The sequence below is a fragment of the Rhodococcus sp. DMU2021 genome, assembly GCF_019641445.1.
GTDB classification, from domain to species: Bacteria; Actinomycetota; Actinomycetes; order Mycobacteriales; family Mycobacteriaceae; genus Rhodococcus; species Rhodococcus pyridinivorans.
The window spans coordinates 294,245-307,434 of the sequence record NZ_JAIFKB010000002.1 but is presented as its reverse complement, the minus strand read 5'-3'; the positions used below and the strand labels follow the sequence as shown (position 1 = coordinate 307,434).

Annotated in this window: 11 protein-coding genes; 4 read left to right on the top strand and 7 right to left on the bottom strand. The window is 69.4% G+C overall.

Features of this window, described 5'->3' with window-relative positions; translation table 11 throughout:
* Window positions 1–85 precede the first annotated feature (85 nt).
* Both K3M35_RS04780 and glpX read right to left on the bottom strand, forming a co-directional pair.
* Window positions 86–1,501: a class II fumarate hydratase gene (locus K3M35_RS04780; RefSeq protein ID WP_033097373.1), complete on the bottom strand. Its 1,416-nt coding sequence runs from the start codon at window positions 1,499–1,501 to the stop codon at window positions 86–88.
* 119 nt (window positions 1,502–1,620) lie between these two features.
* Window positions 1,621–2,655 carry a class II fructose-bisphosphatase gene (gene glpX, locus K3M35_RS04775; RefSeq protein WP_217580050.1) on the bottom strand — a complete coding sequence of 345 codons (1,035 nt, stop codon included), beginning with the start codon at window positions 2,653–2,655 and terminating at the stop codon, window positions 1,621–1,623.
* 183 nt (window positions 2,656–2,838) lie between these two features.
* Between glpX and K3M35_RS04770 the strand changes: the two genes are divergently transcribed.
* Window positions 2,839–3,408 carry a DUF4245 domain-containing protein gene (locus tag K3M35_RS04770; RefSeq protein WP_024103281.1) on the top strand — a complete coding sequence of 190 codons (570 nt, stop codon included), beginning with the start codon at window positions 2,839–2,841 and terminating at the stop codon, window positions 3,406–3,408.
* Window positions 3,409–3,452: 44 nt separating this feature from the next.
* Here the strand turns inward: K3M35_RS04770 and K3M35_RS04765 are convergent, their stop codons facing one another.
* From K3M35_RS04765 to K3M35_RS04755, 3 genes are read right to left on the bottom strand one after another with little or no spacing between them, the layout of a single operon-like run.
* Window positions 3,453–3,731, bottom strand: coding sequence for an exodeoxyribonuclease VII small subunit (locus K3M35_RS04765; RefSeq protein ID WP_217580049.1), 279 nt, complete (start codon window positions 3,729–3,731; stop codon window positions 3,453–3,455).
* The gene (xseA, locus tag K3M35_RS04760) at window positions 3,728–4,993 is read right to left on the bottom strand and encodes an exodeoxyribonuclease VII large subunit (protein ID WP_217580048.1); all 1,266 of its coding nucleotides are present in this window, start codon (window positions 4,991–4,993) and stop codon (window positions 3,728–3,730) included. Before xseA ends, K3M35_RS04765 begins: the two co-directional genes overlap by 4 nt.
* Window positions 4,990–5,694: a lipid droplet-associated protein gene (locus K3M35_RS04755; protein WP_217580047.1), complete on the bottom strand. Its 705-nt coding sequence runs from the start codon at window positions 5,692–5,694 to the stop codon at window positions 4,990–4,992. The genes xseA and K3M35_RS04755 overlap by 4 nt, the downstream gene beginning before the upstream one ends.
* Window positions 5,695–5,793: 99 nt before the next feature.
* On the opposite strand from K3M35_RS04755, the gene K3M35_RS04750 reads away from it, so the two are divergent.
* Window positions 5,794–6,792, top strand: coding sequence for a 4-hydroxy-3-methylbut-2-enyl diphosphate reductase (locus K3M35_RS04750; protein ID WP_006553909.1), 999 nt, complete (start codon window positions 5,794–5,796; stop codon window positions 6,790–6,792).
* A 78-nt stretch (window positions 6,793–6,870) separates the two neighbouring features.
* On the opposite strand, the gene K3M35_RS04745 is transcribed toward K3M35_RS04750, so the two are convergent.
* Both K3M35_RS04745 and K3M35_RS04740 read right to left on the bottom strand, forming a co-directional pair.
* Window positions 6,871–7,770: a DUF6542 domain-containing protein gene (locus K3M35_RS04745; protein WP_254707570.1), complete on the bottom strand. Its 900-nt coding sequence runs from the start codon at window positions 7,768–7,770 to the stop codon at window positions 6,871–6,873.
* Between the two features lie 24 nt (window positions 7,771–7,794).
* Window positions 7,795–8,958, bottom strand: a complete 1,164-nt coding sequence (locus K3M35_RS04740; RefSeq protein ID WP_006553911.1) for a DNA recombination protein RmuC — start codon at window positions 8,956–8,958, stop codon at window positions 7,795–7,797.
* A gap of 77 nt (window positions 8,959–9,035) precedes the next feature.
* On the opposite strand from K3M35_RS04740, the gene K3M35_RS04735 reads away from it, so the two are divergent.
* Window positions 9,036–10,214, top strand: coding sequence for an exonuclease SbcCD subunit D (locus tag K3M35_RS04735; RefSeq protein WP_006553912.1), 1,179 nt, complete (start codon window positions 9,036–9,038; stop codon window positions 10,212–10,214).
* Window positions 10,211–13,189 (top strand): AAA family ATPase, encoded by a 2,979-nt coding sequence (locus K3M35_RS04730; RefSeq protein WP_217580046.1) that lies wholly within the window; start codon window positions 10,211–10,213, stop codon window positions 13,187–13,189. Before K3M35_RS04735 ends, K3M35_RS04730 begins: the two co-directional genes overlap by 4 nt.
* The last annotated feature ends 1 nt before the right edge of the window (window position 13,190 follow it).

The following is a 13,190-nucleotide window of genomic DNA, read 5'->3' as shown; positions in this document are numbered from 1 at the left end:
CGTTTTCGCCATCCGCTACAGCAATTGCTGTAGCGGATGGCGAAATTCGTAGCGGATGCAGACAGGTCGATCGGAACCCTGCGGGTCAGGACTTCTCGTCCACCCGCGTCATCGCCAGGACGTCGAGGCGGCGGTCCAGTTCCTCCTCGCTCAGGCGGTCGCCGACGAGGCCGCGGTCCACGACGGTCTGACGGATCGTCTTCTTCTCCTTCAGCGCCTCCTTGGCGACGGCGGCCGCCTCCTCGTATCCGATCGCGGAGTTGAGGGGAGTGACGATCGACGGCGACGACTCCGCCAGTGTGCGCAGATGTTCGACGTTCGCGACCAGCCCGGTGATGCAGCGATCGGCGAACAGTCGGGAGACGTTGGCGAGCAAACGAATCGACTCGAGGACGTTGCGGGCCATCACCGGGATGTAGACGTTGAGTTCGAACGCCCCGGCCGCGCCGCTCCACGCCACAGTGGTGTCGTTGCCCACCACCTGTGCGGCGACCTGCGTAACCGCTTCGGGAAGAACGGGATTGACCTTGCCCGGCATGATCGAACTACCGGGCTGCAGATCGGGGAGCTGGATCTCGGCCAGACCCGTGAGCGGACCGGACCCCATCCAGCGGATGTCGTTGGCGATCTTCGTCAGCGACACGGCGACGGTGCGCAGCGCCCCGGACACCTCGACCAGAGCGTCACGCGCGGCCTGAGCCTCGAAACTGTTGCGGGCCCCCTGCAACTCGTCGAGCCCCGTGGTCTCGACGAGCACGGCCACGACACGCGCCCCGAAATCCGCCGGTGCGTTGAGGCCCGTGCCCACCGCGGTACCGCCGATCGGCAGTTCGCCGAGGCGGGGGAGGGTCGCGCGGAGACGTTCGATCCCGGCCTCGATCTGGCGGGCGTAACCACCGAACTCCTGGCCCAGGGTCACCGGGACCGCATCCATCAGGTGCGTACGACCCGACTTGACGACCGTGCGCCACTCCTTCGCCTTCTCGTCGAGGGCACCGTGCAGGTGCTCGAGGGCGGGGATCAGATCCTTCACCGTCGCCTCGGTCGCGGCGACATGCGTCGCGGTGGGGAAAGTGTCGTTCGACGACTGCGACATGTTGACGTCGTCGTTGGGGTGGACCGTGACGCCGGCCTTCGCGGCGAGCGACGCGATGACCTCGTTGGTGTTCATGTTCGAGCTCGTGCCCGAACCGGTCTGGAAGACGTCGATCGGGAACTGGTCGTCGTACTCACCCGCGGCGATGGCATCGGCGGCCGCGACGATCGCGTCGGCCTTGTCGGGGTCGAGCAGACCCAGGTCCTTGTTCACCCGGGCGCAGGCGCTCTTGAGCAGACCCAGCGCGCGGATCTGTGCGCGTTCGAGTCCACGGCCCGAGATCGGGAAGTTCTCCACGGCGCGCTGCGTCTGGGCGCGCCACAAGGCGTCGACCGGAACCTGGACCTCGCCCATCGTGTCGCGTTCGATACGGAACTGCTGAGAAGACTGTTCGGTGTCGGTCATGTCCTCCACGTTATGCCGCCGGAACGAACGAGGAGGGGCACTGCACCAGAACTCGGTGCAGTGCCCCTCCTCGGAAGGATCGGTGACGATCAGGGCAGTGATGATCAGGGCAGTGATGATCAGGGCATGGGCGGCGGGGAGCCGGCGACACCGTGGAAGTCGATGGACGAGAACTCGCTGAGCTTCTGCAGGCGGTGGTACGCCTCGATCATGCGGACCGTGCCCGACTTGCTGCGCATCACGATCGACTGCGTCTCCGCGCCCCCGGCGGAGTAGCGGACGCCGCGGAGCAGCTCACCGTCGGTGACGCCGGTCGCGCAGAAGAAGATGTTCTCGCCGGTGACGAGATCGGTGGTGGTGAGGACACGGTCGAGATCGTGTCCGGCGTCGATCGCCTTCTGGCGCTCGGTGTCGTCCTTCGGTGCCAGGCGCCCCTGCAGCGCACCACCCATGCAGCGCATCGCGGCCGCGGCGATGATGCCCTCGGGGGTACCGCCGATGCCGAGCAGCATGTCGACACCCGAACCCGGACGTGCAGCGGCAATCGCGCCGGCGACGTCGCCGTCGGAGATCAGACGGATGCGGGCACCCGCCTCGCGCACCTCCCTGATGATCTGCGCGTGGCGCGGACGGTCGAGGATCGTCACGGTCAGGTCGGCGTGCGCGATGTTCTTCGCCTTCGCGACACGGCGGATGTTCTCCGCGATCGGGGCGGTGATGTCGATGACGTCGGCGGCCTCGGGACCGACGGCGATCTTCTCCATGTAGAACACGGCGGACGGATCGAACATCGCGCCCCGCTCGGCCACGGCGAGCACCGCGATCGCGCCGGGAGCGCCCTTCGACATGAGGGTCGTGCCGTCGATGGGGTCGACCGCGACGTCGCACAGCGGACCGTCGCCGTTGCCGACCTCCTCACCGTTGTACAGCATGGGCGCTTCGTCCTTCTCGCCCTCACCGATCACGACGACACCCTGCATCGACACGGAGCTGACCATGTGCCGCATCGCGTCGACGGCGGCGCCGTCGCCACCTTCCTTGTCGCCGCGTCCGACCCACCGGCCGGCCGCCATCGCCGCGGCCTCGGTGACGCGGACCAGTTCGAGCGCGAGGTTGCGGTCCGGAGCTTCGCGGCGTGGGGTGCTGGCCGTCATGGGCTACTGCCTCCTGGAGACTTTTCGGTCGACGCGGGTTGCGCCGGCAGAGGGAGCGGGCGCCGAGGGCGCCCGCACGATCCGTGTGTGTCGCGTGGCTATTGTCTCATCACGGCCGATGGTGTGGGCTGTCGGACCCGCCCGGCCTGAGCCTGCCTGTTTCGTAGCTGTCAGACTGGACGGGTGGCATCCAAGAAACCTCGCATCCTGCAAGACGGTCGAGATATGGCGTGGTCGCTGATCCCGCTGCTCGTGCTGATCCTCTTCATCGCGGCGATCGCCAGCCAGTGCGAGTTCAAGCCCGGCGGACCCACGGCGGGTCCCGTGCCGAGCTTCGACATCGATGCCGGCCTGAAGTACGACGCGGCGGAACTCGGATTCCCGATCCGCCACCCCGAGGTGCCCGAGGACTGGCAGCCCAACTCCGGTAGCCGCAGCATCGTTTCCGGTAACCAGGGCGGCGATTCGAGCACCGTCGGTTTCATCACTCCTGCAGGTCGCTACGTGCGCTTCACCCAATCGGATGCCGGTGAGGACGAACTGGTGCGATTCGTCGCCGGAGGTGCCCGCACCGCCACCGACACCAGGTCCGTCGAGGGCCACGACTGGGTGGTCTACGGCGGCGAGGGCGTCGAAGCGCTCTGGGTGTCGGACTTCGGCGACGTGCGCATCCTGATCGGTGGCTCCGGCGACGAGGCCGAGTTCACGACCCTGGCCACCGCCGCGGGCAGGGCCGAGCCCCTCGAACCCTGATCCGGGTCGGAGCGACCGAGCCCTGATCGTGAGCTCGGTCGAGGTCAGTCCTCGTCCTCGTACTCGTCGTCTTCGTCCTCGTCGTCTTCGTCCTCGTCGTCCGTGAGGGAGAGCGCCTGCTCGACACGTTCGCGGGCGCCGGCGAGATGTTCCTCGCAGCGCTGCGCGAGTGCCTCGCCGCGCTCCCACAGCTGCAACGAGTCGTCGAGGTCGAGTCCGCCCTGCTCGAGCATCTTCACGACGTTGACGAGTTCGTCCCGAGCTCGCTCGTAGCCGAACTCCCGCACATCGGCGTTGGCGTCGTCGGTTCCCGCGTTCGTCACTGTCCTGATCTTCCTTGTCGTTCGTGTCCCATGACGGCGGCGCGGGCCGCGCCGTCCGCCACGCGCACTCGCAGCTGGGTGCCGATGGGCATCTCGTCGAGTGTGCGTACCACTTCGGGGGCGCTGCCCGGCACGATCCGCTGGACCACGGCGTAGCCACGCGCCAGGGTCGCCGCGGGCCCGAGGGTCGCCAACCGTGCCCGCAGGTGTTCGAGCGTCGACGATTGCGACGAGATCAATCGCGTGACGTCGCGTCGTGCCGCGTGCTGCAACCGCTCGAGCTCCTCGTTCCGCCGGTCGAGATCGCGGAATGGATCGGCCAGGACGGGACGGTCGCGCAACTGTGCGATCACGTGTTCCTCGCGCCGGACCCAGTTGCGCAGCGCCGCCGCCGACCGTGCTCTCAGTTCGTCGACGAGATCGAGTTCGGCAACCGCATCGGGTACGACGCGCTTCGCGGCGTCGGTCGGGGTCGCGGCCCGCAGGTCGGCGACGTGATCACAGAGCGGACTGTCGGGCTCGTGGCCGATCGCGCTGACCACGGGCGTCGTACACGCGGCGATCGCGCGGCACAGCGCCTCGTCGGAGAAGGGCAGCAGATCCTCGACGCTGCCGCCGCCGCGGGCAAGGACGATCACGTCGACGTCCGGGTCCTTGTCGAGTGCTTCGATGGCGTCGATGAGTTGCGTGACCGCGGTCGGGCCCTGCACCGTCGCGTGGCGGACGTCGAACTGCACGGCCGGCCAGCGACGCTGCGCGACCGACAGCACGTCGCGTTCGGCCGCGCTGCCGCGGCTGGTGACCAGACCGACGCGGCGCGGCAGGAAGGGGAGGGGGCGCTTCAACCGCGGGTCGAACAGTCCCTCGGCCGCGAGCAACGCACGCAGTCGTTCGAGCCGCGCGAGCAGTTCACCGATACCGACGGCCCGGATCTCCGTGACTCGCAGCGCCAGACTGCCGCGGCCGGGCCAGAAGGTCATCTTCCCGAACATGATCACGCGGCTGCCCTCGGTGAGCGGCACCCCCGATTGCTGCAACAACTGGGGTGAACAGGTCACCTGCAGGGACATGTCCACCGACGGGTCGCGCAGGGTCAAAAACGCCGTCCGCGTCCCGGGGCGGGCGTTGATCTGCGTGATCTGCCCTTCGACCCAGATGGTGCCGAGCTTGTCGATCCACCCGGCGACCTTCTGCGCCACGGTGCGGACGGGCCAGGGCTGCTCCGCGGAGTTCGGGCGTGCCGCGTTCTGTCCGGCCGTCACTTGTTACGCGCGCTCGTGATCCGGTTCGACAGCATCGTCACGAACGGAGTACGCGCGGCGTGAGCATTCTCGTATTCGAGCACCGCTGTGAGCTCGTCCACCGACAGTGCGCGCAGGCGGGCACGCAGTTGGGCGAGAGTCAGCGAGTCGTAGTCGAGGTATTCGACGATCTCGGAACGATCGTCGGAGGCGACCTTCGTGTCCGTGGTCTCGCCGATCTTCGTGACCTCGGCGTCTGCGGACTTCGCGGCGGCCTTCTTCGGAGCAGACGTCTCGGCTGCCGTCTTCTTCGCGGGCCCCTTCGTCGTCGCGGTGCCGGCCTTTACCGGTGCGGCCTGCTCGGCCACGGGTGCGTCGGCTTCGGTGGCCGGCGGGATCGAGTACAGGGCGAACCGGCCGGGAGCGCCGTTCGCGGCGCTGTTCGTCGAGGTCGCGGTCTCGTCCGAAGGGGTCGAGCCGTCGTCGTCGAAGGTCGCCCACTGTGCGGTCTCGGCGGGCTCCGCTCCGAAGATCTCGAAGAACTGGTCGCCCTTGATGGCGAACGAGGTCATGACCTGCTGCACTCGCATCGTCGTCTGCAGGATCTGGCTCACCGTCGTCATCGGCAACGAAACGGCTGTGCTCGGCAGCTTGAGGGTCTCTTCGTACGCGGTGACAGCAACGCCGGCAGCCACCCGTGCCAGGAACGGTGGACGGATCATGCCCCAAGACTGCCCGATGATCGGCGTGATTGGTAGCCGGGGAGCACGTCGGCTGCGAGCTGGAAAGCCACACTCCGACGCGCCCCGTACTCTGGAGGTATGTCTGCGCCTGTTCCTCTCGAAGTCGGGATCACACGGTCCGCCGGTCTCTCCACCTCCGGAAAGCGCGTCCTGCTCGCCGAGCCGCGCGGCTACTGCGCCGGCGTCGACCGCGCCGTCGAGACCGTCGAGAAGGCGCTCGACAAGTACGGTGCGCCGATCTACGTCCGCAAGGAGATCGTGCACAACCGCCACGTCGTCGACACGCTCGCCGACCGCGGCGTGGTGTTCGTCGACGAGACCGACGAGGTGCCCGAGGGTGCCGTGCTCGTGTTCTCGGCGCACGGTGTGTCGCCCGCGGTCCACGAATCGGCCGCTGCCCGGCAGCTGCGCACCATCGACGCGACCTGCCCGCTGGTGACGAAGGTCCACCAGGAGGCCAAGCGCTTCGCCCGCGACGACTTCGACATCCTGCTCATCGGTCACGAGGGCCACGAGGAGGTCGAGGGCACCGCAGGTGAGGCCCCCGACCATGTGCAGCTCGTCGACGGTCCCGACGCCGTCGATTCGGTGACCGTGCGCGATCCGTCGAAGGTCATCTGGCTGTCCCAGACCACCCTGAGCGTCGACGAGACGATGCAGACCGTGCAGCGTCTGCGCCAGAAGTTCCCGCAGCTGCAGGATCCGCCGAGCGACGACATCTGCTACGCCACGCAGAACCGCCAGGTCGCGGTGAAGGCGATGGCGCCCGAGTGCGATCTGGTGATCGTCGTGGGGTCGCGGAACTCGTCGAACTCCGTGCGGCTCGTCGAGGTCGCCCTCGGTGCGGGTGCCCGGGCAGCGCACCTGGTCGACTACGCCAAGGAGATCGATCCGGCCTGGCTCGAGGGTGTCGAGACCGTCGGCATCACCTCCGGCGCGTCGGTCCCCGAGATCCTCGTTCAGGGCGTCGTCCAGTTCCTCGACGAGCGCGGTTTCCACGACGTGCAGTCGGTGACGACCGCCAACGAAACCCTGGTGTTCGCTCTCCCGCGCGAACTGCGCGCGTCGCGTCGCTGAACCGGGTAGTTCCGTAGAGCGAAGACGACCGGTCACCGCCGTGAATCGGCACGTGACCGGTCGTCTTCGTCGTGTGGGTCAGTCCTCGTAGCGGTCGCGGTACCGCACGCGCGGCGGCTCGTAGCCCTGCGTGGGTGCGGGGGAGGGCGCCGGTCGACCGGTGTCCGGCTCGGGTGCCGGACGGCGCCGCGGCTCGCGGACCTCCGGCTGCACCGGGTCCGCAGGTCGGGGAGCGCGGGCACGCCGGGGAGCGGGCTGCTCGGCGGTCGGGGATTCGGGACGGACGCGGCGACGGGATCGGGTGTCGGCGACCTCCCGGACCGACGCCTTCGCGGCCGGCGTCCCGCGGCCCGAAGCGGTGCGACGTGCATCCGCAGGGGTGGCCGTCGCCGGTCGCCCCCGGCCCGCACGCCTGGTCGGCCGGGCGTTCGCAGCGCGTGTCGGCCGGTCGCCCGCGGCGCGAGCGGGGCGGTCCTTCGCGGTTCCGGTCTTCGCTGCCCGCGGCTTCGCCCGCTCTCGCGGCGCACGGGCACGTACTCCCGTGTTCTGTCGGGTCACGAAGATCCGGAAACCGCCGATGGCCAGTGCCAGGAGTGTCGCCACCAGCATCGCCGGGAAGCGGTTCACCAGCGGATAGGCGACGTTGAGCGCGAGATCCTTCAATCCGCCGGTGCTGGCGGAGGAGACGATCTCCTGGCCGATCGGCACCGCGAGGAGCAGCAGCAGAGGCGGCTGGGCCATGGCCGTGAACAGTCCGCGATAGCGCACCGCCACCACGGCCGCGACGCAGCCGAGCACGTAGAAGACAGTGAACGCAGAGGTCAGCTCGTTCCCGCGTGCGCTGTCGAGCAGCGCCCCGAGAAGCGTCGTTCCGGCTGCGATCGCCACGGCACCCCACCAGGGCACACCGGGCACCGTAGGCACCAACGACCGCATGTCGAGCGGCACCGCCGAACGTGCACGTTGGGTTGCAGACACAACGTAGACATTAGCGTGGCGATGTCAGCTCGCTTCGTCGACAGGACCGTCCGCCACTGCTCTTTCTGCCAGAGTGCTGCGTCGCGGCCAAGCGTCGACACGCTGCACCTCGGGCACCTCACCGTCGAATATTTCCAGGTCGTGGAGCTTGCGGGCCGTCACGCCCACCCGGGTGTCCATCGACGAGACCGTCATGTTGAACGAATCGACGGCCTTGCCGAGCTGGTTGCCGAGCCGATCGAGGTGGGAACCGACCACACCGAGCCGTTGGTACAGTTCACGGCCCAATCGGTGGATGGTCGCGGCGTCGCGGGAGAGCGCCTCCTGCCGCCAGGTGTGTGCGATCGTGCGCAGCAACGCGACGAGCGTGGTCGGTGTGGCGAGGATGACGTTCCGGGCGAAAGCGTGCTCGAGCAGATCGGGATCGGCGCCGAGCGCGGCATCGAGGAACGGATCGCCGGGGACGAACAACACGACGAACTCGGGCGTCGGGTCGAACGACTCCCAGTAGGCCTTCGCCGCCAGTTGGTCGATGTGGGTGCGCAGTTGGCGTGCGTGGCGCGTGAGGTGCCGGTCGCGCTCGTCGGGCTCCTCGGCCTCGGCGGCATCCAGATAGGCGGCGAAGGGCACCTTCGCGTCGACGACGATCTGTTTGCCACCGGCGAGGTAGACGAGCAGGTCGGGGCGCACCCCGTCCTTGCTCACCTGGGTGTCGAAGTCGCAGTGCCGGACCATCCCGGCGAGCTCGACGACGCGTTCGAGCTGGATCTCGCCCCATCGTCCGCGGATCTGCGGCGCGCGCAGCGCGGTGACCAGCTGCTGGGTCCGCGTGGACAGCAGCTGCGACGCGCGGTGCATGCCCTCGACCTGCTCGCTCAGCCCGGCGTAGGCGTGCACGCGGTTGCGTTCGACGTGTTCGACCTGCCGGGCCAGCGCTCCGACGGCCTCGTTCAACGGGCCGACGAGCCGCGAGACCTGGTCGCCGATGGCACCGGACTGCCGGCGCGCGGCATCCTCGCTCACCGCTGCCAGCGACTGACGCAGCTGCTCCTCGTTGTCCCGCAGGGCTGCCAGCTGCGCCTCGGCACGGGCTGCGCGTTCGCCGTCGCGGGTGGCCCGCAACAGCCAGCCGAGCACCACCCCGAGACCGAGCGCGACGAGCAGGCCGAGTGCCGTGAGTGCTGTCATGTGGCGGATGATGCCTCATCGATGCGACATCCACCCGACATCCGGGGATGTCGGTCCTCTCCTCTACCGTCTGTCCCATGCGGATCCTGCACACCTCCGACTGGCACATCGGCCGCACCTTCCACGGTGTCGACCTGCTCGCCGACCAGGCGCGTGCGCTGCGGGCCATCGCCGATCTGGTGGCCGAACGCCGGATCGACGTGGTGGTCGTGCCGGGCGACGTGTACGACCGGTCGATCCCGAGTTCCGACGCGGTCGCCGTGTGCAACGCCGGCCTCGAGGCCATCCGTGAGGCAGGGGCGATCATCGTCGCCACCTCCGGCAACCACGACTCGCCGGTCCGGCTCGGTGCCGGCGCTGCCTTCGCCGCGCACGGGGGTCTGCACCTGATCACCCGCGTATCTCAGATCGACAGCCCTGTCGTCCTGCACGACGAGCACGGCCCGGTCCGCTTCTACGGCATCCCGTATCTCGAACCCGAGATCACCCGCGCCGAGCTCGGCGTGCCCGAGGCCCGTTCGCACCAGCAGATCCTCGACGCGGCGATGGAACGCGTGCGCGCCGATGTCGCGGATCGGCACGGCCGCACGGTCGTCCTGGCGCACGCCTTCGTCGTCGGTGGCGAGCCCAGCGACTCCGAGCGGTCCATCTCCGTCGGCGGGGTCGAGACGGTCGCCGCGTCGTCGTTCGACGGTGTCGACTACGTCGCGCTCGGTCACCTGCATTCCCCGCAGACGGTGAGCGAGACGGTCCGGTACTCGGGATCGCCGTTGCCGTACTCCTTCGGCGAGCGCTCGCACCGCAAGGCGGTCTTCGTCGTCGACCTCGACGCCTCGGGTGCGGCGTCCGTCGAGCGAGTCGATCTCCCGGTGATCCGCGAATTGACTCGTCTCGAAGGCGAACTGGACGATCTGCTCGCCGATCCGGCGCATGCCGCCGTCGAGGAGCACTACGTCTCCGCGGTGCTGACCGACGCGATCCGCCCGCTCGACGCCATGCGTCGCCTGCAGGAGCGGTTCCCGTACGCCGTGCACGTCGAATGGCAGCGACCGGCCGGGTCCACGGAGGGCAGCTACCGCGACAAGGTGCGCGGGCGCAGTGATCGCGACATCGCCGCGTCGTTCCTCACCGATGTGCGTTCCGAGCCGTCCGAACGCGAGCGCGGCTGGATCGACGAAGCGTTGAGGGAGGTCGACCGTCGTCGTGGCATCGGCGACGAGACCGACACGCAGTGGCGGACGGACGTGCCCGCATGAGACTGCACCACCTCGAGATCACGGCCTTCGGTCCGTTCGCCGACACCGTCGAGATCGACTTCGACGAGCTCGGCGCCGATGGGTTGTTCCTACTGCACGGGCAGACGGGCGCGGGCAAGACGTCGATCCTCGACGCGGTCGCGTTCGCGCTCTACGGCACCGTCCCCGGTGCTCGCTCCGAGGGGCGCCGGTTGCTGTCCGACCACGCACGGGTGGGTGCTGTGCCGACGGTCCGGCTCGAGGCGACCATCGCGGGTCGCCGTCTGGCCATCGAACGCAGCCCCGAGTTCGAACGCCCGAAGAAGCGCGGCACCGGCACGATCAAGCAGCAGGCCAAGGCGAATCTCACCTGGCTCGACGGGTCGGGGGAGAACCTGTCCCGCGCCCAGGAGATCGGCGACGTCGTCAAGTCGTTGCTCGGGATGAGCGCCGAACAGTTCTTCCAGGTGGTGCTCCTTCCGCAGGGCGACTTCGCCCGGTTCCTGCGTGCGAACAGCGAAGAGCGCGGCAGGCTGCTCGAGCGTCTGTTCGACACCACCCGTTTCGGCGACGTCGAGCAGTGGTTCCGCGATCGGCGCGGTGCCGGAACGAAACTGCTTGCCGAGCAACAGAAGAAGGTCGAAGTGCTCGCGGCGAAGGTGGCCGCGTCGGCCGGGATCGAGGCGGGAGCCGACGCCGATCCGGTGGAATGGGCGGGCCGCCTGCTCGCCGAGGCCGCCGAGAGCCGCGACGACGCCGCCGCAGCGCTTGCACGAGTCCGCGCCGTCGACGAGGTCAACCGGCGCAGGCTCGACGAGACCATCGCTCTCGCCGACCGACTCCGCCGCCGCCGCGACGCCCTGAACATCCTTGCCGAACTCGAGCAGACGCAGACGCAGCGCGTCGCCGTGACAGCCGAACGCGACGCCGCGCATCGCGCGGTGAGCGTCGCGGTCGTCGATCGGGAGGCCGACCGTCTTGCACGCGAGGCCGATGCCGCCGCAGCGCGCGCCGAGACGGCCGCCGCGCCGCTCCGCAACGACGACGAAGGACGCGATCTCCTCGACGCTGTCGGGCCGATGTCGTCCGCCGCCGACCGCGACATCATCCGACCTCGATGCGAGGAATGGTCCTCGGAGGCAGCGCGACTCGACGTCCTACTCGATCGCCGTCGTCGTCTCACCGAGCTCGAGAACGAACGCGAGAAGTTCGCCGGACGTCGCCGTGCCCTCACCGACGAGCGTCGGCAGGTGATCGACGAGCGCGCCGCGCTGCCCGAACGATCGACCGCCGCTGCTGATGCGGTCGCCGAGGCCGAACGCGCAGCCGCGATGCTCCCCGGCCTGTCCACCGCACGCGACCGTGCCGCCGACGCGCTCGACGCCGCCACCGAACTCGCTTCGCGCCGAAACGAACTCGAACGGCTCGAAGCCCGGGTACTGCGACTGCACTCCGAATACAACCACGCACGCGACGCGCACCTCGACGTCCGGCAGCGCCGGATCGACGGAATGGCAGCCGAACTCGCCGCGCGTCTCACCGACGGCGAACCGTGCGTGGTCTGCGGTTCCACCGAACATCCCGAGCCTGCCCGCCCGGCGCCCGACACCGCGACGAAGGCCGACGAGGAACGCGCCCACGCCGCCGAGCAACGCGCCGCCGCCGCGCTGAGCGAAGCACGCGAGGCCGTCACCGAACTCTCCGGGATCGTCGCCGTCCTCCGGCAGCGTTGCGGCGACGCCGAACTCGCCGAACTCACCACCGCCCACGCCGAGGCGGTCCGCGTCCACAACGAGGCCGCCACCGTCGCCGGTCGGCTCGACCATCTGCGCGCGACGGTCGAGGACCTGCGCAAACTCGACACGGTGCTGGCCGAACAGGAGAAGCGGCTCGACGCCGAACTGTCCGAACTCGCCCGCGAGGACGCGGTCCGCGCAGCCGAGATCACGGAGATCCGCGAGCGCATCGTCGAGGCCGTCGGCGACCTCGACCTGCTCGCCCCGCGACGGAGGACGGTCGCGGCACTGTCCGCCGCCGCCACCGCGCTGCTCGACGCCCGCACCGCCGCCCTGCAGGCGCGCACGGCCGCCGACGAACGCGCCGCCGACGCCCGCACCGCAGCCGCGGAGGCGGGCTTCACCGACCTCGACAGCGCCCGCGCAGCTGTCCGGACACCCGAGCGGCTCGCCGAGATCGACCGCGTCCTGCGCGCCGCCGACGACGAACGCGCGGTGGCTACCTCCACGCTGAACGACCCGGCGATCGCGGCCCTCACCGGCGACGAGGTCGCTGACGTGACGGCCGCGCGCGCAGCGGTGGACGACGGTGCCGCGGCGGTCGAGGCCGCCCTGAGCGCGGCCACCGAGGCCGAGCGTCGGCACCTCGACATCGAGAACTACTCCCGGCGACTCGAGCGTGCCTGCGCCGAACTCGTCCCGCTGCTCGACGAACACGCCGAACTCTCCGCGCTCGCCGACGTCGTCGCCGGAATGGGGTCGAACGCCAAGAAGATGTCGTTGCGCTCGTACGTGCTCGCGGCGCGACTCGAGGAGGTCGCCGACGCCGCCTCCGAACGCCTGCGCAGGATGTCCGGCGGTCGCTACGAGTTCGTGCACTCCGACGCGGCCGAAAGCAGGGGGCGTCGCGGCGGTCTCGGTCTCGACATCCACGACGAGTACACCGGCGCCGTGCGATCGACGAAGACACTGTCGGGCGGCGAGTCCTTCCAGGCGTCCCTCGCCCTTGCCCTCGGCCTCGCCGACGTCGTCGCCGCAGAGGCCGGTGGGCTCGTACTCGACACGATGTTCATCGACGAAGGGTTCGGTTCACTCGACGCCGACTCCCTCGAAGCCGTCATGGGTGTGCTCGACGAACTGCGCGCGGGAGGCCGTGTGGTGGGCGTGGTCAGTCACGTCGACGAGATGCGGCAGCGGATCCCGAGCAGGCTGCACGTCATCCGTGGCCGCTCGGGATCCACCGTCCGCGTCGCGAGCTGAC